Source organism: Collinsella sp. AF39-11AT (assembly GCF_003474585.1).
Taxonomy (GTDB): domain Bacteria; phylum Actinomycetota; class Coriobacteriia; order Coriobacteriales; family Coriobacteriaceae; genus Collinsella.
The window spans coordinates 1-17833 of the sequence record NZ_QROG01000033.1 but is presented as its reverse complement, the minus strand read 5'-3'; the positions used below and the strand labels follow the sequence as shown (position 1 = coordinate 17833).

21 protein-coding genes are annotated in these 17833 nt (G+C 59.9%); 10 read left to right on the top strand and 11 right to left on the bottom strand.

Going from position 1 to position 17833, the window contains the following annotated elements:
• Positions 1-1534 precede the first annotated feature (1534 nt).
• The gene (locus DW037_RS09830) at positions 1535-1738 is read left to right on the top strand and encodes a ribbon-helix-helix domain-containing protein (protein ID WP_117629189.1); all 204 of its coding nucleotides are present in this window, start codon (positions 1535-1537) and stop codon (positions 1736-1738) included.
• A 4-nt stretch (positions 1739-1742) separates the two neighbouring features.
• Here the strand turns inward: DW037_RS09830 and DW037_RS09825 are convergent, their stop codons facing one another.
• Genes DW037_RS09825 through DW037_RS09800 form a run of 6 tightly spaced genes read right to left on the bottom strand, consistent with a single transcriptional unit; the run spans position 1743 to position 6578 of the window.
• Positions 1743-3140, bottom strand: coding sequence for a sensor histidine kinase KdpD (locus DW037_RS09825; RefSeq protein ID WP_117629188.1), 1398 nt, complete (start codon positions 3138-3140; stop codon positions 1743-1745).
• A 26-nt stretch (positions 3141-3166) separates the two neighbouring features.
• Positions 3167-3829 carry a response regulator transcription factor gene (locus DW037_RS09820; RefSeq protein WP_118373237.1) on the bottom strand — a complete coding sequence of 221 codons (663 nt, stop codon included), beginning with the start codon at positions 3827-3829 and terminating at the stop codon, positions 3167-3169.
• Positions 3830-3873: 44 nt separating this feature from the next.
• Positions 3874-4275 carry a hypothetical protein gene (locus DW037_RS09815; protein ID WP_118373236.1) on the bottom strand — a complete coding sequence of 134 codons (402 nt, stop codon included), beginning with the start codon at positions 4273-4275 and terminating at the stop codon, positions 3874-3876.
• Positions 4268-5083 (bottom strand): lantibiotic ABC transporter permease, encoded by an 816-nt coding sequence (locus DW037_RS09810; protein ID WP_117629185.1) that lies wholly within the window; start codon positions 5081-5083, stop codon positions 4268-4270. Before DW037_RS09810 ends, DW037_RS09815 begins: the two co-directional genes overlap by 8 nt.
• Positions 5083-5853: a hypothetical protein gene (locus DW037_RS09805; RefSeq protein ID WP_117629184.1), complete on the bottom strand. Its 771-nt coding sequence runs from the start codon at positions 5851-5853 to the stop codon at positions 5083-5085. Before DW037_RS09805 ends, DW037_RS09810 begins: the two co-directional genes overlap by 1 nt.
• Entirely contained in the window at positions 5850-6578 is a 729-nt protein-coding gene (locus DW037_RS09800) for a lantibiotic protection ABC transporter ATP-binding protein (RefSeq protein WP_055250122.1), read from the bottom strand. The genes DW037_RS09805 and DW037_RS09800 overlap by 4 nt, the downstream gene beginning before the upstream one ends.
• A gap of 396 nt (positions 6579-6974) precedes the next feature.
• Here DW037_RS09800 and DW037_RS09795 point away from each other — a divergent pair, with 396 nt between their 5' ends.
• The 6 genes from DW037_RS09795 to DW037_RS09770 all read left to right on the top strand — a co-directional run bounded on the left by DW037_RS09795 (position 6975) and on the right by DW037_RS09770 (position 11831).
• Positions 6975-7679 (top strand): CDP-alcohol phosphatidyltransferase family protein, encoded by a 705-nt coding sequence (locus tag DW037_RS09795; protein WP_089573364.1) that lies wholly within the window; start codon positions 6975-6977, stop codon positions 7677-7679.
• A 66-nt stretch (positions 7680-7745) separates the two neighbouring features.
• Positions 7746-8180 carry an FHA domain-containing protein gene (locus DW037_RS09790; protein WP_199408848.1) on the top strand — a complete coding sequence of 145 codons (435 nt, stop codon included), beginning with the start codon at positions 7746-7748 and terminating at the stop codon, positions 8178-8180.
• A gap of 3 nt (positions 8181-8183) precedes the next feature.
• Complete coding sequence (locus tag DW037_RS09785) at positions 8184-9068, top strand: MerR family transcriptional regulator (RefSeq protein ID WP_117583179.1); 885 nt, start codon at positions 8184-8186, stop codon at positions 9066-9068.
• A gap of 36 nt (positions 9069-9104) precedes the next feature.
• Complete coding sequence (locus tag DW037_RS09780; RefSeq protein WP_199408847.1) at positions 9105-9635, top strand: adenine phosphoribosyltransferase; 531 nt, start codon at positions 9105-9107, stop codon at positions 9633-9635.
• A gap of 32 nt (positions 9636-9667) precedes the next feature.
• A complete protein-coding gene (locus tag DW037_RS09775; RefSeq protein WP_117583181.1) occupies positions 9668-10786 on the top strand; it encodes an NlpC/P60 family protein in 1119 nt (372 codons plus the stop codon).
• A gap of 178 nt (positions 10787-10964) precedes the next feature.
• Entirely contained in the window at positions 10965-11831 is an 867-nt protein-coding gene (locus DW037_RS09770) for a DegV family protein (RefSeq protein WP_117583182.1), read from the top strand.
• Positions 11832-11903: 72 nt separating this feature from the next.
• Here the strand turns inward: DW037_RS09770 and DW037_RS09765 are convergent, their stop codons facing one another.
• Both DW037_RS09765 and DW037_RS09760 read right to left on the bottom strand, forming a co-directional pair.
• Positions 11904-12515 (bottom strand): DUF1836 domain-containing protein, encoded by a 612-nt coding sequence (locus DW037_RS09765; protein WP_187361898.1) that lies wholly within the window; start codon positions 12513-12515, stop codon positions 11904-11906.
• Between the two features lie 154 nt (positions 12516-12669).
• On the bottom strand, positions 12670-13608 hold the full coding sequence (locus tag DW037_RS09760) for an NAD(P)/FAD-dependent oxidoreductase (RefSeq protein WP_199408846.1): 939 nt from the start codon (positions 13606-13608) through the stop codon (positions 12670-12672).
• A 118-nt stretch (positions 13609-13726) separates the two neighbouring features.
• Between DW037_RS09760 and DW037_RS09755 the strand changes: the two genes are divergently transcribed.
• On the top strand, positions 13727-15028 hold the full coding sequence (locus DW037_RS09755; RefSeq protein ID WP_117583184.1) for a glycosyltransferase: 1302 nt from the start codon (positions 13727-13729) through the stop codon (positions 15026-15028).
• Positions 15029-15421: 393 nt separating this feature from the next.
• Here the strand turns inward: DW037_RS09755 and dut are convergent, their stop codons facing one another.
• The 3 genes from dut to DW037_RS09740 are packed head-to-tail and all read right to left on the bottom strand — an operon-like array spanning position 15422 to position 16814.
• Complete coding sequence (gene dut / locus DW037_RS09750) at positions 15422-15865, bottom strand: dUTP diphosphatase (protein ID WP_117583185.1); 444 nt, start codon at positions 15863-15865, stop codon at positions 15422-15424.
• A 4-nt stretch (positions 15866-15869) separates the two neighbouring features.
• On the bottom strand, positions 15870-16313 hold the full coding sequence (gene nrdR / locus DW037_RS09745) for a transcriptional regulator NrdR (RefSeq protein WP_022093781.1): 444 nt from the start codon (positions 16311-16313) through the stop codon (positions 15870-15872).
• A 51-nt stretch (positions 16314-16364) separates the two neighbouring features.
• On the bottom strand, positions 16365-16814 hold the full coding sequence (locus DW037_RS09740; protein WP_158551612.1) for a LysM peptidoglycan-binding domain-containing protein: 450 nt from the start codon (positions 16812-16814) through the stop codon (positions 16365-16367).
• 163 nt (positions 16815-16977) lie between these two features.
• Here DW037_RS09740 and lexA point away from each other — a divergent pair, with 163 nt between their 5' ends.
• Together lexA and DW037_RS09730 are read left to right on the top strand one after the other, a co-directional pair.
• Positions 16978-17622 (top strand): transcriptional repressor LexA, encoded by a 645-nt coding sequence (lexA, locus tag DW037_RS09735; RefSeq protein ID WP_040359862.1) that lies wholly within the window; start codon positions 16978-16980, stop codon positions 17620-17622.
• The gene (locus DW037_RS09730) at positions 17622-17825 is read left to right on the top strand and encodes a heparan-alpha-glucosaminide N-acetyltransferase domain-containing protein (protein ID WP_255413695.1); all 204 of its coding nucleotides are present in this window, start codon (positions 17622-17624) and stop codon (positions 17823-17825) included. Before lexA ends, DW037_RS09730 begins: the two co-directional genes overlap by 1 nt.
• The last annotated feature ends 8 nt before the right edge of the window (positions 17826-17833 follow it).

The window sequence follows — 17833 nt, the reverse complement described above, 5'->3', positions numbered from 1 at the left end:
ATTTCCCAAAGCATCGTTAGATTAATAATGACAGGCCGGATGAAGATACGTGCGACGGGGGCGAGGCGAATGGCTGAGCGGTATCGATATGCGGGTTCAACGGTATTATATTGACCACGTAGATTATTAACTTGCATTTCTAACAGTTAAGGAGCCGGGTGCTTTCCAGCACACTCCTTCGATGATGCCTTCCGCTAGTTGCTATGCCGGTTTCAGCCAACAAAGAATGTGCCCGGGCGCTCAGGTTCACCGTTAGCGTTGGCAACATATGAGATGGGCCAGACCCTTGCCGCGCGCCGATTGCGCGAGAGGTGTCGGGCTCCATGTTTATTCCACCTGCTTGTTATCAACCAGCTTCGTTCAACGTCAGACATTCAAGATGTCAGACGTCGAACCTGCGCTAAAGACGCAGCTGGGGCTACTAGTTGCCTACAATCGCTCGCGAAGCTCACCTGTTCGTGCGTGAATGTCTGACAGCTCCGTCAGACATTGTCGGACATTTGATTGTTCGACAAATGCGCACGTGGTCGCGTTCGCAAAGATAACTGAACGGTCGATGGGTGCGTTGAGACCGGAGCAAACGGCGGATGCCAGAAAAATGGCCTCACAGAATCGCACCCATGGTTGATAAAATTGACCGCCCGGGCGCAAATACCCGGGCGGTCAATTCATCCCCTCGTTCGCGATCCTGTTGGGTTTTGGGGCTTTGACATGTTGTTGACGGATGGATCAGCCGTACAGCTTGATCTCCCGGGGTTCCATGTGGTCGTCCCCCAATAAGACGTCCCTGATGTAGCCCTGCGGCAGGAACTCGACGGGCAGCACTGGGTCGTCGACGTAGCCGGGCACTGGGAGTAGGCGTGGCCTTTGGACATAGCGTGGCCGCCTGCCGGCGGTCGGACTGCCACTTCAGCCAAAAGCTCAGGCGCGCGCATTAAAATAATGAATATATCGCTTGATGGGCTTTTGACCAAGCATGAACATCGCAGGTAAATCCGTGTACCAATTTTTGGTACACGGATTTACCTGCGGTTTGTTGAAAGCTCTGACACGCGCTGTCGACTTCATTAAAATCGATTGCCGATCAAGTCTTCCTATATATGCGAGCCCCAAGAAACTGCGCTGTGAACCTGAGTCCTCTATCGATCGGCCCGGTGCACCGGGCCGCTGTCCTCGAGCCGGCAACAGCTTGCCGGTCTCAAAACGTATGCCGTCCGGCACGACCGACAGCCGAGCCTTGTGCCCCACTCGAGCAGTGCCAGAACCCCGTGCCGGAACCCACGCAGACGATGGCAGGGGAATTCAGCCGCGGCCATCGAGGAGCCGACCTAGGGACGGCGCCCTCATTCCTCAATGGATTTCCGCCGCCCCTTATAGGTCTGGATTGATTTAATGCTTGATTTAATCCGGCTGAATAAGCCGACCATGGGCCGGTTGACATAATGTAAGGTAAAAGAGCAGATGCGGCCGTACGCCGGTGCGGGTGATGTGACAGAATGTAATACACGTATTGCATCTAACCGGGAGGTGCATCATGGCAACCGCCACCGCAGTCCTGAGAATCCCCGAGGACCTCTCGAACAGGTACGACCACCTGGCGAAGTCGACGGGCCGCACGAAAACCTTCTACATGACGGAGGCCCTCGCCGCGGAGATAGACAGGCTCGAATACGAGTACGGCCTCATGAATTATTCGGGAGGCGTTTGGTTGCGAGGCATGCCAGTGTGCGGGGCCTGATTCGTCAGGCCCCGCACAGGGGGACCGCGATGGTGGCCACCGCGCCGCCCGAGGGGCTGTTGGCGAGCGAGACGGAGCCCCCGTGGGCGCTCGCGGCCTCGGAGGCGACGTGGAGGCCGAGCCCGTAATGGCGGCCTCCGTCGCGCGAGGAGCGAGAGGAGTCGTCTGTGAAGAGGCGCTCGCAGCCGCGTTCGAGGGCGGCGGGAGAAAAGCCCGGTCCGTCATCGGCGACCTCGATGACGAGGTATCCACCAGCGACGTCGCAGGAGACCACCACGCGCGAGCGCGCGTGCTCGGCGGCGTTGGCCACGAGGTTCGCGGCGGCTCGCGCCAGGGTGGTTCGGTCGAGTGGGGCCTCGGGCGCGCCCGCGACAGCGGGGCCCGTGGCTGCGTCGAGCGTCACGCCTCGCGCCCGGGCGATCTGGGCGGCCTCGGCGAGGACCTGTTCGCAGAGCTCGGCCGGCCGCATGGGGGCCCTCTCCGCCCCGCCGGACCCGCGCGACGCCTCGATGAGCAGGCGCACGTAGCCGTCAAGCCTTTCGACACTGCCGGCTATGTCGCGCGCGGCGGCCGCGAGGTCGGCGTCTTTCTCGTCTTCCAGCTCCTCCGCCACGAAGTCGGCGTTGGCGCGCAGCACGGTGAGCGGCGTCTTGAGGTCGTGGGCGAGCGACGCCATCTGCTCGCGCTGCCCCCGCTCCGCGGCCCAGCGGGCCTCGAGCGACTCGGCGAGGGAGGCCCGCATGGCGTCCATCGCGGCGAGGACGTCGTTCACCTCGCGCACGTTGGTGCTGCCGACCGCGAAGTCGAGCTCCCCCGCGCCGACGCGCCCCGCCGCCTCCGCGAGCGGCGCCATCTTGCGCGAGATCACGCGGCTCGCACGGCGCGCCACGAGCGCGAGCGCGAGCGCGCTTCCCACAGCGGCGCCGACGAGCATGAGGTTCTGCGGATTGGGAAGCAGGCTGGCGAGATCGCGCGAGACCCACTGCGGCAGGTACTCGCTGACGAGTGCGCAGGCCCCGCCGCCCTTGAGCGGGAACGCGGCGTAGGTGAGGCCCGAGCCCCCGCCCTCGATCTCCACTGTGCCCGGATCCGCGGCGAGTGCCGCACGGGCCATTTCCGTCGCGTCCTCGAGCCGCGTGCCATCGAGGTCTGTCATCAGCACGTATCCGTCCTTATTCAGGATGAGGTAGCGGTACGCCGTCGGCACGTCCTGCTGTCCGCAGACGCCGTCGCGTGCCAGGCCCTCCGCGACCTCGCGCACATTGGCCGGCCCCCAGCTTGCCTCGTAGACGAAGCCCGCGTTGATCGCCGCGGAGAGCGCCATGAACGAGGCGAGCCACGCCGTGGCGACCGCCGCGAACGCGTAGGCGAAGTAGCGCGCGATGACGAAGGAGAGCGGCATGCCCCCGCGACCTCGCGCCCCGGTCCTTAGAGCTGCCACTTGTACCCCATCCCCCAGACGGTCGCGATCGGATCGGCACCGGCCTCGGAGAGTTTCCTCCGGGCGCGGCTGACCTGCATGGATATGGCCGCGTCGTCGGCGTCGCTCTCCCAGCCGAGCACCGCCTCGCGGATCTGCGCGCGGCTCATGACCTGCCCGGGGTGGCGGGCGAGGTACTCGCAGATGGCGTACTCGGTAGGCGTGAGCGGCACGGCCTCGCCGCCCACGGCGAGGTCGCGCGCCCCGAGGTCGATCCGCACCTCCCCGAAGGAGAGGGCGTGCGAGCGCGGCCGGCGCTCACGGCGTAGATGGGCCGCGACCTTGGCGCGCAGTTCCGCGGCCCCGAAGGGCTTGCGGAAGTAGTCGTCGGCGCCCAGGCCGTAGCCGGCCACGGCATCCTCCTCGGCCACGCGCGCGGTCAGGAAGACGATGGGCCCGTCGAAGTCCGGACGGATCTGCCGCACGAGCTCGAAGCCGTCGAGCCCCGGCATCATGACGTCGCAGAGCACGAGGTCGAAGCGCGAGAGGTCCATCCCCGGGACCGCCGTCGGGTCCGCCGCCCTGACGACCTCATGGCCGTCGCGGCCGAGGACGCGCGCGAGCGCGTCGAGGATCGCCCGTTCATCATCCACTGCCAGTATCCTCGCCATGTTGACCTCCTGAAACTCTCGTCGGAATTGTACTAGCGCCGCACTCAGCGGTCCAGAGCCCCGCGCGCAGCCTCGGGCGCCTCGGCCGCGTCGCACGCGCGGTAGCGCACGCCCGAGCCGCCGCGCGCCTCGATCTCGAGCCAGCCCTCGCCGTCCGACTCCCGCCCGAAGAAGATGAGCTGGAGCTCTCGGACATTGCCCCTGTCATCCGCCGCGTCCACCAGGTAGACGTAGTTTGCCCCCGCCCCGGTGGCGTCGGCGTAGGAGCTCAAGTGGCTGCCGGGCTCGGGCGCGGGCGCCCACATGGCGATCTCAGGGTTGGGCAGCACGCGGTCGGCGATCGAGCGCAGCGCCGACCCCCAGTCGGCGTCGAGCAGGGCATTCCCGCCCAGGACGAGCGCTGCGGAGAGGAGGACGAGCATGGCGGCGAGCGGCTTTCTACGCATCTGCCCTCCCGTCCTCGAAGCGGCAGAACCAGGCGAGAAGGACGGCGTCGGCTGCCAGGGTGAGCACGAGGCCAGCGAGCGCAGTCGTGAGGAGTGGGCCCGCCGCGCGTGCGGCGTCGATGAAGGCCTCAACCCCGAGAGACCCCAGGCGCGCGGGCCAGGCGAGCGGCACCCAGCACAGGGGCGTCGCCAGGGCACCGGAGAGCTCGCCGGTCATGAGGCCGTGCGCAAGTCCGCCCACCGAGAAGAACGCGAGGAGCACCCCCGCAGCTCCGGCGCCGATGGCGGCGTTGCGGCCGAGGCGCAGGGCCACGCCGAGCCACAGCGCGTAGAGGGGCAGGCTGCCCAGCACGATGCCCGCCCACGCGGCCGCAAACGGAGCGGGCCCGAGCGGCAGGCGCCCGGCGACGGCGAGCACGGCCCCGAACACGCCGAGCGCCACGGCCAGCGCGGCGGCGCCGAGCGCCGCAAGGGCGAGCAGCTTCGCCGCGACGGCGCGCCCGCGCGAGGGGACCGCCATGAGGTTGGCGAGGCGCCCGGCAGCGCGCTCCTCGTCCACGGCAAGTCCGCAGACGATGGCGGACATGAGCGGCATGAGGGCGCCAAGGAACTGGACGTAGGCGTCCGCGCCCAACGCCGGGTCCCATCGGGCTACGGAGAAGTACTCGCCGCAGGCAAGACCGGCCGCCAGGCCGCAGACGAGGTGCACCGCCGTGAGCGGGGAGCGCGCCAGGCGCAGGGCCTCGGAGAGCAGGGCCCGCGAGAGGGTCATGCGCGGCGTCGGGTCGGAGATTCGTGACATGGCCATCACCTCTCCTCGGAGCGCGCGAACCAGGCCGCACCCGCCGCCGTGAGCGCGGCGAACGCGAGCGCGCTGACCGCAAGGCCCGCCAGCGTGAGCATGCCGTCCGCCGCGAGCGCCCCGCCGAGCGCCATGTCCGCCGCGAGTGGCTCGCCGCTCGGCAGCACGGGGATGAAGCTCGTGGGGATGACCATGCTCGCCGACGGCGGAAAGAGCTGCGGCAACGGCACCAACGACCAGGCGAACCCACCCACGAGCTGCGCGACGAGCGGGCAGAAGATGCCCGCGAGCATGCCGAGCCGCGCCGTGAGGAAGAGCCCTGCGGGGATCATCCACGCCGCGGTCACCGTGTTGACGAGCGCGCAGAGGAGCATCGTGAGCGTGCCCGCGGCCGTGAGGCCCTGCGAGGAGAACGCCGATCCCGCGAGGTAGATGCCGAAGACCACGAGGTTCGAGAGCGTGCAGAGCGCGAGGCACCAGAGCGCCTTGGCCCACCAGGCGCGCCCGAGCGGGAAGCCCAGGCCCAGAAGCCCCCGCATCCGCGTGCGAGCGTCCGCCCGCGCGACGCACGCCACCACGAGCGAGAGACACACGGGCAGGAAGAGCGCGTACCAGTAGTTCCACGCGCTGAAGATCTGCACGCCCCGGTAGGGCATCGCGCCGAGCAGCGGCATCGGCAGCGCCATGAGCACGGCCAGGCGAACCGGTGCCGCGTGGCGCGACTTCAGGGCCTCGGCGCGCAGGGCCGCGAGCAGGCCGCCTTTCTCACCCGTCATGCCGCCACCTCCCCGCGCGCTCGTCGCCCTTCCCGACAGAAGCTCATGAAGAGTTCCTCGAGGTCCTGCCCGGGCCGAAGCGCATCCTCGTAGGCGAGGCGCCCCCCGCAGATGATGCCGATGGTGTCCGCCATCTGCTGCACCTCGGAGAGGATGTGGCTCGAGACGATTACCGTCGTACCCGCCGCCGCGAAGCCGCGGATCTGGTCGCGCAGCTCCTCGATGCCGATGGGGTCGAGCCCGTTGGTGGGCTCGTCGAGCACGAGCAGGCGTGGCCGGGCGATCAGCGCCAGCGCGAGCCCCAGGCGCTGCCGCATCCCCATCGAGAAGCGCCCGGCGCGCTTCTTCCCGGTGTCCGCGAGGTCCACGGCGGCGAGCACCTCATCTATGCGGCTCTCGGGAAGGCCCAGCAGCGTGGTGCGCACGCGCAGGTTCTCGCGCGCGGTGAGGTTGGGGTAGAGCGGCGCCTCCTCGATGAGGCTGCCGATTGCGTAGAGGTCCTCGCGGCGCCAGGCGTGCCCGGCAAAGAGGATCTCCCCGGCCGTCGGCCGCAGCATCCCGCAGATCATCTTGAGCGTTGTCGACTTGCCGGCGCCGTTGGGACCGAGCAGCCCGTACACCTCGCCCTCGCGGATATGAAGGCTCACGTCGGCCACGGCGTCCTGCGCCTGGTCGCCGCGGCCAAAGCGCTTGGTGAGCCCGCGCGTCTCGAGCATGTAACCCATGGGTTTATCCTTTCTCTTCCGGGAGCGCGGGCCGAGTCACCGTGCCCGCGCGCCTTACCTTTCGGGTTCACCATCCATGGTGGGGCGTGTTTCTAACGAAGCCGTAACGGCCGTTGGGCTCTTTTGGCGCCAACCCTTCTCGACCCGCACATCATGATTAATTTGCTTAAGGCAACAACTTTCCCGATCGATGTAATCACCGAATCAAAACGTGTACATCAGCCATCAAAGATGCCGAAAAATGTCATATTTGGAGGCTGATGTACACAAATGCAGAATGCCGCACAACCCAGTAGCATCCTCCATATGTCTGGACTCTCTATGCTTACGCTGGATAGACATCGCCGGAACGGGTATAGTATCGAAAGTTTTGTCGTTAACCAGCGGGGGAGTCCTGTGGGCATCAAAAAGAAGATCAAAAAGGAGCTTATCGGCACTTCCGATTACCCGTCGAATAAGATCTTTACGATCTCCAATTTCATCACCTTTACGCGCCTGATCCTCACCCTGGTATTTCTGTACCTGTTTGTGACGGATAACAACCGCGTCATCGCCATCGTTATCTACGCCGTTGCCGCCTCCACCGACTGGATGGACGGTCAGATCGCCCGCATGACCAAGACGGTCTCGTGGCTCGGCAAGGTCATGGATCCCATCTGCGACCGTGCGCTGCTGTTCACCGGCGTACTTGGGCTGGTGGTTCGCGGAGAGCTGCCAATCTGGGTCTGCGTGCTCATTATTGGCCGCGACATCTATCTGGGCATCGGCACGCTTATCGTGCGTCATTATCACCGTCGCCCCATCGATGTCGTCTTTCCCGGAAAGATTGCCACTGCACTGCTCATGACCGGCTTCTCGCTCATGCTGCTCGGGTTCCCCGTTATTGACGGCCTGCATCTTTTACCTTCAACCCTTACGGCCTTCCCGGGCCTCAACGGAAGCTCGGTGCCCCTCGGCATCTTCTTTGTGTACGGCGGCGTGATCTTCTCCATGCTCACGGCTGTCATCTATTCCATTAAGGGCGGAGTGGCCATTAAACAGGCTCTCGCGCATCCCGAGGACGAGGACATCGACTTTCTGAACCCTGAAATCGAAGACTGATTCGTTGGGGTATGATTACGTACGGTTCATTATTTGCGGCACGTCCGCGATAAGTTAGGGGTTGTCATGGACAACATGGTAAACAATATGGCTCAGAATGATAAGACTGCTGACGCTACCTGCGTATTCCGCGTGCCTTCAAGCGACGTCACCGTTCCCGACCTCATGGCCAACGTGCGCATCACCGCCCCCGTTCTGTCCATCGTCAAGGGTCCGCAGACTGGTGCCGCCTTTGAGCTCGAGGACGACGTGACCACCATCGGCCGCGATCCTGCGAACGGCATCTTCCTCAATGACATGACCGTATCGCGCAGCCACGCGCGCATTATCCGCGAGGGCCTCGGCGCTCGCATCGAGGACTTGGGCTCGCTCAATGGCACCTGGGTCGACGGTGCCATCGTCAATGCAGCCCCGCTGCACGACGGTTCTTCCGTCCAGATCGGTACGTTTACGCTCATCTACCACGAGAGCACGCCGGAGCGCATCGAAACCGGTGAGTAGGGCATGGCCGAACGCAACTATCTGAGTATCGGCCAAGTCGTCAACCTACTTCGAGGCGCATACCCCGATCTTTCGAACTCAAAAATTAGATTTCTAGAAGATGAGGGGCTCATTACCCCTCATCGTACGCCTAAGGGATACCGTCAGTACTCTAAGGAGGACGTTGATCGCCTGGAGGTCATCCTGCACTTGCAGAAGACCCGCTACATGCCGCTCAACGTGATTAAGCAGCGCTTGGAAAACGCCACGGACCTGTCCACTTTGGCTTACGAGGTGGGTCTTCTGTCCGATGTTCCGCTTAAGACGGAGCCCAAGGAGACCAAGCAAAAGCTGCATCCCATCGAGACGATCCCCGACATGCTCGGTGTTGAGATTTCGTTTATCCGCTCCCTTGCCGAGAACGATCTTATCCGCATCATCAAGAGCCCGCAGAACCGTGAGCTCGTCGATGGCCGAGATTTCCCGATTATCCGTTACTGCTCGGAGCTGTCGCGCTTCCACATTGAGCCGCGCAACCTGCGTCAGTACGTATCGTCGGCAAACCGCGAATCTTCGATGTTTGAGCAGGTTCTCGTGAGCATGCTCGGCATGGATACCTCCGATGACGAGCGCGACGCCAAGCTCGAGCGCGCTTTTAAGAAACTGCACGACCTCACCGAGGGTGTGCATACCGCGCTACTTAAGAACCGTGTCTTTGAGTCGCTCAACGCCGTGGTCGAGGATGCCGATATCGATGCACTCGATGAGGAAATCGCTCGCTCCGAGTCCACCAAGGCCAAAAGCGATGGGGCAAGCGTCCCCGCGGTTGCCGCGCACGAGGAGTCGCTCGTGCAGCCGTCCAAGGTCGTCGTCCCCTCGCATAGCTCGTCTGCTAACACGGGTAAATAACCGCCGTCCACCCGGCAATCCATGAAAGGTCACGCCATGTACGACTTCGAATCTCATATCGTCGATATCCCCGACTATCCCGAGCCCGGAGTCGTCTTTAAGGACATCACGCCGCTCTTTGGCAATCCCGAGGCCCTGAAGGCCATGGTGGATGCCCTGGCCGAGCATTTTGCCGACATGGGCATTACCAAGGTCGTAGGACCCGAGGCCCGCGGCTTTATGGTCGGCGTTCCCGTGGCCGTCGCCCTGGGTGCCGGCTTTGTTCCCGCACGTAAGCCGGGTAAACTGCCGCGCAAGACGGTCAGCGAGAGCTACGAGCTCGAGTATGGAACGGATTCTATCGAGATTCACGCCGATGCTATCAGCTCTAAAGATACCGTGTTGATTCTGGACGACTTGGTCGCGACGGGCGGAACCGTCGAGGCAACAGGTAAACTGGTGCGAGATATGGGCGCGAAGCTTGTGGGTTACGGTTGTATCCTTGAGCTTGCGTTTCTCAACCCGCGCAAGAAGCTCACGCCTTCTAACGAGGACATTGAGCTCTTTAGCCTGGTAACGGTGGACTAGCCGCTACCCTTAGATACCGGAAAGGAAGCTCCATGCGCACAGCAAACACGCACAGAAACATGGCACGCTGCGCTGCTACGGCAACCCTCGCTTGTGTTTTGGGCCTGGGCCTCGTGGCTCCGGCCTACGCCGATACCGCATCCGACCTTGCCGCTGCTCGTACCAAGCTCGAGCAGATCGGCACGCAAACCCAGCAAATTCATGAAGAACTCTCCGCACAGACGCAGGAGCTTGATCAGACTGCAGGCGAGATCACGCAAAAGCAGCAAGAGATCGCCGAAGGCCAGGCCAAGCTCTCTAACTACGTTGCCGGTGAGTACAAGACCGGCGGTCTGAGCCTGCTTCAGGTTTTGACGGGCGTCGACGATCTGGGCGACATGCTCAACCGTCTCTTCTACTACGGCAAGGTGTCCGACAAGCAGGCCCAGACCATTCAGGATGTCAAGGACCTTAAGCAGCAGCTCACCGATAAGCAGACCGAGCAGGAGAAGAACGTAGCCGCGACGCAGAAGAAGGTCGACGAGCTCAATGCCCAGCAGGCTGAGGCCCAGAGCGTCGTGAACTCCCTGGATTCTCAGCTGCAAGCCGAGCTTGCCGCCGAGGCCGAGGCCAACGCCGCGCTGCAGGCTGGCATAAATGCCAGTACTGCCGAAAAGGCCACGGTGAGCAACGACACCGCCGTTACGACCGAGAACACCAACAATGGTGGCGGAACGACCAACAACGGCGGCAACACGCCCGCGCCCGCTCCGGCTCCTGCTCCCACGCCGCAGCCCGTGACGCCCGCTCCGACTCCGACGCCTTCCGCACCGAGCCAGTCCGTTGACGGCGGTACCGTTGTTTCGCGCGCCTACAGCAAGCTCGGATACGCTTATTCCTGGGGCGGCATTGGACCGAACAGCTTTGACTGCTCCGGTTTTGTAAGCTATTGCCTCACGGGCCGCTACTGCCGCCTGGGCACCACCGGCACCTTCATGGGTTGGACCCGTGTGTCCGATCCGCAACCCGGCGATGTTGTGGTTAACTCCTACCATACCGGCATCTATATCGGTAATGGTCAGATGATCCATGCTTCCGACTACAAAACCGGCGTTATCATCAGCTCCGTTGCAGCCGGTATGAACAACAACTACATCTTCGTACGCTACTAATTTATTACTACAGCGAACGAACGTGGGCCTCGCGATCTTGAGTCACGAGGCCCATTCTTTTTGCGCCTACCGTTTGCCTTATGAACAGAACGGCTATCTAGTATTCAAAACTAGATAGCCGTTCAATTTATGAGAAAGACGGCTATAATTGTTGAGGAACAATTAGAAAGGACCCTCAATGAGCTGGGCACTTATCTCCGATTCGAGCTGCAATCTTCGCGATTGGCAACCGACTGCACCCCGTACCACCTTTGCATTCGCACCCCTCAAAATTCGAGTGGGGGAGCGTGAATTCATCGATGACCTTTCGCTCGATGTTCATGAGCTCAACTGCGCTGTTCAGGCGGAGACGAACGCTTCTTCGAGCGCTTGTCCCAGCGTAGGGGAGTGGGCCGAGCTCTTCAAATTGGCAGACAAGACCATCTGCATGCCAATCTCTGAGGGCGTGTCGGGCAGCTACAACGCAGCAGCCACGGCTCGCGATATGGTTCTTGCCGAGGAACCGGACCGCAATATTCATCTTGTCAATTCGCGCGCAGCTGGCGGCAAAATGGACCTCATTTTCTTGCTGTTCGACCGCTATCTTGCAAGCAATCCGGATGTCTCATTCGAGGACGCTTGCGCATACTTCGATAGCCTTGAGCAGAACAGCAAAATCCTCTTCAGCTTGTGCAATTACGAAAACCTGGCCAAAGCCGGACGTATCCCTAAGGCAGCCGGCGTCATTGCCAACAAGCTCAATATCCGCATTTTGGGCACGGCGAGCGAAGCGGGCAAAATTGAACTCGTTGGGCACACCCGCGGCGAAAAGAAGATGCTCACCAAGATTGTCGACACCATGGAGGCCGAAGGCTTTACCGGCGGCGAGGTCGTTATCGACCATGTCGAGAATGAGGCGGGCGCTCAGGCGCTTGCCAGCCGCATTGCGGAGCATTGGCCCGGCTCCAAGACGATTATCATGCCCTGTAACGGGCTAGATTCATACTATGCCGAGATGCACGGCCTCATTATCGGCTACGGTATGGGCGTGGCGTCGGGCCGATAATATCCAACTAGACAAACGTACGGGCGGGATAAGGAGCCATTGGCTCTTTATCCCGCCCGTCTTATACCTCGGTTAGCTATTAAACCCATTGAACTTGAGATAGCTCATCAGATACGCCTTCGAAACGAAGGACGATACCGCACTGCGCACGAGCAGCGATTCGCGCGTAACCTGATGTGCGGTATCGGGCACGGGAGTCTGCTCAACAGAAAACGCCGCACGAATCGATGCCTCGAGCTGATCGACAACATAATCGAAAGCCGTCGGAGCGTCGTAGCTCAAGCGCTGAATATTAAAGAGCGCCTGAACCGCTGCGATGGGCAGCACCTGCTTAAAGATACAAATGGCGATGAGACGCGCAATCTGCTCACGGCCATACTGCTTTTTAACGGGAGCAGGAACGAGGCCGACCTTCACATAGTTATTGATCATCGACGGCGTTATAACGGGCTGCTCTACGCAAATGGAAAGCGGCTCCATCCACAGTGCAACATACTCAATGACCTGATCGCGATAGAGCGTTACGTTGGGCAGCTGGTCATAGCGTGGCAGGCTCAACGCGTTGAGTTTACCCACCATATCGGACTGAATAAATGCATCCGGCAGAACCGTCGGCTGAATATCCTCAGGCTTAATGCTGACCGACGTATCGGACATCGGGATAACATGTTTAGCGTGGTTCATAAGAGGCCTCCGTTCGTTTTCTATATTGTATTCTAGGTTATCTAGTTTTGCATACCACATAGTCGCCAAGTAAAAGTGGTTGGACAGCACATTGATGCACCGTCCAACCACTTTGTGTAAAGATAGCAACCTTACATAAGATATATTATCGTACTTATCCGCGTAGGAAAGCGTATGAGCTGGTTGCCGCTATGGCTCCGTCCGAAACGGCGGTCACAACCTGGCGTAAACGCTTGGAACGGATATCGCCGGCTGCGAATAAGCCGGGCGTACGGGTAGCCATCGAATCGTCGGTGACAATGCCGCCGTCGGGAGCCAGATCGACGAGATGCTCAACCAGCTCGGTATGCGGCTGCGTCCCCGTAAAGACAAAGATGCCAAATGAGCCAGGTTCAAAGGACTCAGTGTGCATTTCACCAGTCGCATTGTCCTTGAACGTAATGGTTGTGGGCATCGCTTCACCAGAAAGCTTAACAATACTAGTTTGGTACCTAACTGAAATGTTGTCCTTTGCAAGCACCTTATTCACAACGCCCTCGGGTGCACGGAACTGATCGCGACGCAGCACGATGGTCACGCTGCTGGCAATGTCGGAAAGGAACAGCGCCTCCTCGCATGCTGAATTGCCGCCTCCGATAACAAAGACCTGCTTGCCGCGGAAGAACATACCGTCACATGTTGCGCAATACGAAACGCCACGACCGCGATACGTGTCCTCGCCAACAAAACCCGCAGGACGCGGTGTGGCGCCCATGCACGCAATGACGCTCTTGGCCGTTGTGTCACCCATATCATGATGGATGGTAAATTGAGCCGCATCGGCATCGTAGTCGACGCCTGTTACCATACTCCATTCAACCTGAGCCCCCAGGCCTTCAGCATGCTGTTGAAACCGCTCACCAAGTTCGGCACCGCTCAGCAGCGGAATGCCAGGATAATTCTCAATCTCGTTGCTCGTGGCAATCTGTCCGCCGGACATGCCCTGCTCAAGAACGGTTGTCGTAAGATTGGCGCGCGCCGCATAAATGGCGGCAGCATAACCCGCGGGACCGCCGCCGATAATCGCAACATCGATTGTCTGATCGGTAATCATGAAGAGTCCTCTCGTCGAAACGTTGTCGTTCTTTGCGCTCATACCCAAATTTACGTGAACGTGACACTCATGCACTACAATGATAAATCCGTGTTACAACGTCGAAGGGGAGTTATCGATGGATCAGACGCAGACGAGCGACGACGCTCCCCTGCTCACGCTTAGCACTCCCCAATCGGAGCAAACCACGCTCCTGGATCAGCAAAAACCTCTCGTGACCATCGTGCACGCCTCGGTTGGCTCGGGCCACAAGGCCGCCGCAAATGCGATTGCGCAGGCATTCGACCTCATCCGCGGCACCAATGGTATCCCCGAGGATGTTGAGATTGAAGTGCTCGATATCCTTGATTTTGGACGTATTAAATTCGACGGCAATAAGACCGCGGCTTCTTTTACGGGAGCCACGCGCCCCATTTACGACCTGACCTGGCGATATACGCTTACGGGACATCTGCTCTGGGGTGGTGGCACGGCATGGTCGAGAATTATGTTCCCCGCCTTCAACGATTATATTCGTAGCCGCAGGCCCATAGCCGTGGTCGCAACGCACATCACAGCAGCCAATGTTGCCGTGGGCGCCCGCGTAATTACGGGTATCGATTATCCGGTCATCTGCGTACCGACCGACTACGAAGTCGAGGGATGGTGGCCCCACAAGGACACCGATTTATTCTGTGTTGCCAACGAATTTATGGCCGAAACGCTGCGTCCGCGCAAGGTGCTCGAGACAAAGATTCGCATTACCGGCATTCCTATTCGCGCCGGATTCGACACGGATTACGATCGCGAGGAAGAGCTAGCTAAGTTCAACCTCCCCACCGACAAGACCGTCGTGCTGGTAATGGCCGGTGCCAGCTTGCCTCAACCGTACGTTCGCTTTCGCGCGGAGATGGACCGCACCCTCCCCTTCCTACGCAGCTTCGAAGACATGCACTTTGTCTTTTTGCCGGGCAAAGACACCGAATATGCCACCCGCCTCAAAACGCTCTTCGACGCCATGAAGCTCGAAAACGTCACGGTTCTGGACTATGTCGATGATATGGCAGCGCTTATGCACGGCTGCGACCTGGCAATTCTCAAATCGGGCGGACTCACCGTCACCGAATGCCTGTGCGCACACCTGCCGATGATCCTGCTGGGCAAGTCCTATGGCCAGGAAAAGGCCAACACCACCATGCTCACCGGCATGGGCGCCAGCATGCATGTCACCACCGCACGAGAGCTCATCGTTACCCTACGTCACTTGCACGATCATCCCGAATCACTCAAAGCCCTACTCATCAACGGCGAAGTACTACGCCGCCCCCACGCAGCCGAAGACATAGCCATCGCCGCCATGGAGCTCGTAGGCAAACCCCAAAAGCGCAAACGAGCCTTCTGCCGCTTCTACTGGGGCGAAAAACCTGCGCATATCAGGTAGCGTCTTAATGTCCGCTTACCTGCGGGAGGCCCCTATATATCATCCCATGCTCAAACATTCTCGCTTCGCTGCGAAACTGCGCGTGGGACGATATATAGGGGCCTCCCGCAGGTAAGCTGCGTTTACGTACTAGCAGCTATACCAGATTCCCCTCCAGTAGAATCTGCAAAGGGGAACCAGAAAATATAAATACAGTAAGTCGATGCGACAAAGGAGGCGTCCCTTTATCGCATCGACTTACTAGAAAAGTAAATATTGTTTCAAGCGAGTAACCGCCCGCCTGCCTCTCACACATATCGTTCCACGCGCAGTTTCGCAGCGAGCGAAGCGACGCGAGAATGTTTGAGCATGGAATGATATAGGTAAGCCCCGGGCGGGAGGGATACGAGCGCCCTAGGCGATGCCGCTGGAGCCGAAGCCTCCTTTGCCTCGGTCGGTTTCGTCTAGTTCTTCTACTTCTATAAGGTTGACCGTGGGGACTTCTTGGATGACGAGTTGGGCTATGCGGTCGCCTTTATTGATTTGAATGTTAATGGAGGGATTCAGATTGATGAGGATAACCTTGAGTTCTCCTCGGTAGTGGGCGTCGATGAGGCCCGGCGTATTGACTATAGACAGGCCCTGCTTGATGGCCAAGCCGCTGCGGGGCTGGACGAAGCCGGCGTAGCCATCGGGCAGGGCGATGGCCAGCCCCGTAGAGACCAGACGGCGTTCGAAGGGCTTCAGGACGCAGTCCTCGTTGGAGCGCAAATCCAAGCCGGCATCAGTGGGATGGGCGTATTTGGGAAGCTCGACGGTGGGATCGAGACGCTTTATGTTGACGGTAATGTTGGACATGGAATCACCTTAGCTTGTCGAGCTCTTGCAGAAACTCATCGACGTCTTTGAAATCGCGGTAGACCGAGGCAAAGCGGATGTACGCAACCTTGTCGATCTTGGCCAAGCGCTTGAGCACCATGTCACCCAACTCATGGGACGTGACGGCCGTCAGCGTGCGAGAGCGCAGCTCGACCTCGATGTCATCGATAATCTCATTGAGCTTCTTAGTGTCGATATCGCGCTTGATGGTGGCTCGCATCAAGCCGACGAGCAGCTTATTGCGATCGAACCGCTGCTTGGTTCCGTCTGACTTAATGACCTCGATAGGGTCCTCGCATCGCTCGAACGTTGTAAAGCGGTAGTTACACGAGCAACATTCGCGGCGACGCTTAATGGTGTTATTTGACTCCTGCATACGGGAATCAACGACGCGGGTATGTGCCTTGCCGCATTTGGGACAGCGCATGGTACCTCCTCTTAAACGATAACAAGGGTACCATGCGCAGCGCGATAATGATTACGAACGATCAGGAACCTTAAGATGCGCACCGGCGGCGAGCGAACCATGCTCCAGATGATTGACGCTACGGATCATGTCGGAAGTCTCTTGCGTGGAAAGGCCTTCGATTGGATATTCCTCGGCAAGCGACCAAAGAGAATCGCCAGGCTGAACGCGAATGGTCTCGTAGGTAATGTTGGAAACGGACTCGGCATACGCGGCGTGACGAGCGCTAAAGACCGACATAGCGAGGACAAAGAAGAGCGTAAGCGCAACGGCGACGGCGACAATCGTCGGAACCTTCGGGGCAACGCGGGCCGGCGCGACTACAGCCTGCTGATTGCGCGCAGGCTTTACGGTCAAAGGCTGAAAGCCGGAGCGGCCACCCTGAACAACCGTAAAAGTGGGTTCTGCAGGCGTCTCGAGCTTAAGGGCGAGGTTTCCCTGGACCATATTCGTTACGTTCATCATGTTCTCCTCTCGCGTGTTTTGCTGAGAACAGTTTTATCAAGCCGCGCGGACAAAAATGTCTAGCGCGAGAACGAATGTTCGGTTATTATTATCTTCGAACAGTTGTTCCTGTCAAGCAAAATTCGAACATTTGTTTGACATGGGTAGAGAGGATGCCCTGATGGCTCGCAAAATTACCAAGCGTCAGCAGCAAATTTACGACTTCATCAAGGAATATCAGCAGGAGAAGGGTTATCCGCCCAGCGTGCGCGAGATGGCTTCTGCCGTGGGCCTTTCCTCCCCCAGCACCGTGCACGCCCATCTCTCTGCCCTGGAGGCGCGCGGGCTACTCAAGCGCGATGCCACCAAACCGCGCGCCCTGGAACTCTTTAACGAGGATGGTTCCTCTGTCTCAATTTCTAAATCTGACGAGCCCACCGCACCTCGCGGAACGGTCTCGCTACCGCTCGTTGGTCGCGTCGCGGCTGGGATTCCCATTCTGGCCGAGCAGAATATCGAAGACACGTTTACTATCCCGACCGAAATCGCCACTGATCAGGGTTCCTTTATCCTTGAGGTGCATGGGAGCTCAATGATCAATGTCGGCATCTTCAATGGCGATTACATCATCGTCCGTGAACAAAAGAGTGCCATGAACGGCGAAATTGTCGTGGCCATGATTGATGGTTCGGCGACCGTCAAGACGTTCTACAAGGAGCAGGGGCGTGTGCGCTTGCAGCCCGAGAACGACACCATGGAACCTATTTATGCAACGAATCCCGTTATCCTGGGCAAAGTCGTCGGCTTGATGCGCCGGTTCTCGTAATGCAAAAACGCATAACCATATTTGATACCGTCCGCGGGTTTACGATGATTTCTATGGCAGGTTTTCACGCTTGCTATGATCTCGCCTACCTGTACGGCTGGGATATACCCTGGTTTACCCAGTCAGTCTTTCAAGACATCTGGCGCGCCAGCATCAGCTGGGTATTTTTGGAGGCTTCGGTAGTTTGTGTGACAAGGGGCTAGCCTAGGCA

What these genes read in the sequence shown, in the direction of transcription:
- DW037_RS09775 (WP_117583181.1), top strand. Translation starts at nt 9,668, where the DNA reads ATGCGCACAGCAAACACGCACAGAAACATGGCACGCTGCGCTGCTACG.
- dut (WP_117583185.1), bottom strand. Translation starts at nt 15,865, where the DNA reads ATGTCCAACATTACCGTCAACATAAAGCGTCTCGATCCCACCGTCGAG.
- nrdR (WP_022093781.1), bottom strand. Translation starts at nt 16,313, where the DNA reads ATGCGCTGTCCCAAATGCGGCAAGGCACATACCCGCGTCGTTGATTCC.
- DW037_RS09765 (WP_187361898.1), bottom strand. Translation starts at nt 12,515, where the DNA reads ATGAACCACGCTAAACATGTTATCCCGATGTCCGATACGTCGGTCAGC.
- DW037_RS09760 (WP_199408846.1), bottom strand. Translation starts at nt 13,608, where the DNA reads ATGATTACCGATCAGACAATCGATGTTGCGATTATCGGCGGCGGTCCC.
- DW037_RS09780 (WP_199408847.1), top strand. Translation starts at nt 9,105, where the DNA reads ATGTACGACTTCGAATCTCATATCGTCGATATCCCCGACTATCCCGAG.
- DW037_RS09785 (WP_117583179.1), top strand. Translation starts at nt 8,184, where the DNA reads ATGGCCGAACGCAACTATCTGAGTATCGGCCAAGTCGTCAACCTACTT.
- DW037_RS09790 (WP_199408848.1), top strand. Translation starts at nt 7,746, where the DNA reads ATGGACAACATGGTAAACAATATGGCTCAGAATGATAAGACTGCTGAC.
- DW037_RS09825 (WP_117629188.1), bottom strand. Translation starts at nt 3,140, where the DNA reads ATGCCGCTCTCCTTCGTCATCGCGCGCTACTTCGCCTACGCGTTCGCG.
- DW037_RS09740 (WP_158551612.1), bottom strand. Translation starts at nt 16,814, where the DNA reads ATGAACGTAACGAATATGGTCCAGGGAAACCTCGCCCTTAAGCTCGAG.
- DW037_RS09830 (WP_117629189.1), top strand. Translation starts at nt 1,535, where the DNA reads ATGGCAACCGCCACCGCAGTCCTGAGAATCCCCGAGGACCTCTCGAAC.
- DW037_RS09820 (WP_118373237.1), bottom strand. Translation starts at nt 3,829, where the DNA reads ATGGCGAGGATACTGGCAGTGGATGATGAACGGGCGATCCTCGACGCG.
- DW037_RS09810 (WP_117629185.1), bottom strand. Translation starts at nt 5,083, where the DNA reads ATGGCCATGTCACGAATCTCCGACCCGACGCCGCGCATGACCCTCTCG.
- DW037_RS09770 (WP_117583182.1), top strand. Translation starts at nt 10,965, where the DNA reads ATGAGCTGGGCACTTATCTCCGATTCGAGCTGCAATCTTCGCGATTGG.
- DW037_RS09815 (WP_118373236.1), bottom strand. Translation starts at nt 4,275, where the DNA reads ATGCGTAGAAAGCCGCTCGCCGCCATGCTCGTCCTCCTCTCCGCAGCG.
- DW037_RS09730 (WP_255413695.1), top strand. Translation starts at nt 17,622, where the DNA reads ATGCAAAAACGCATAACCATATTTGATACCGTCCGCGGGTTTACGATG.
- DW037_RS09800 (WP_055250122.1), bottom strand. Translation starts at nt 6,578, where the DNA reads ATGGGTTACATGCTCGAGACGCGCGGGCTCACCAAGCGCTTTGGCCGC.
- DW037_RS09805 (WP_117629184.1), bottom strand. Translation starts at nt 5,853, where the DNA reads ATGACGGGTGAGAAAGGCGGCCTGCTCGCGGCCCTGCGCGCCGAGGCC.
- lexA (WP_040359862.1), top strand. Translation starts at nt 16,978, where the DNA reads ATGGCTCGCAAAATTACCAAGCGTCAGCAGCAAATTTACGACTTCATC.
- DW037_RS09755 (WP_117583184.1), top strand. Translation starts at nt 13,727, where the DNA reads ATGGATCAGACGCAGACGAGCGACGACGCTCCCCTGCTCACGCTTAGC.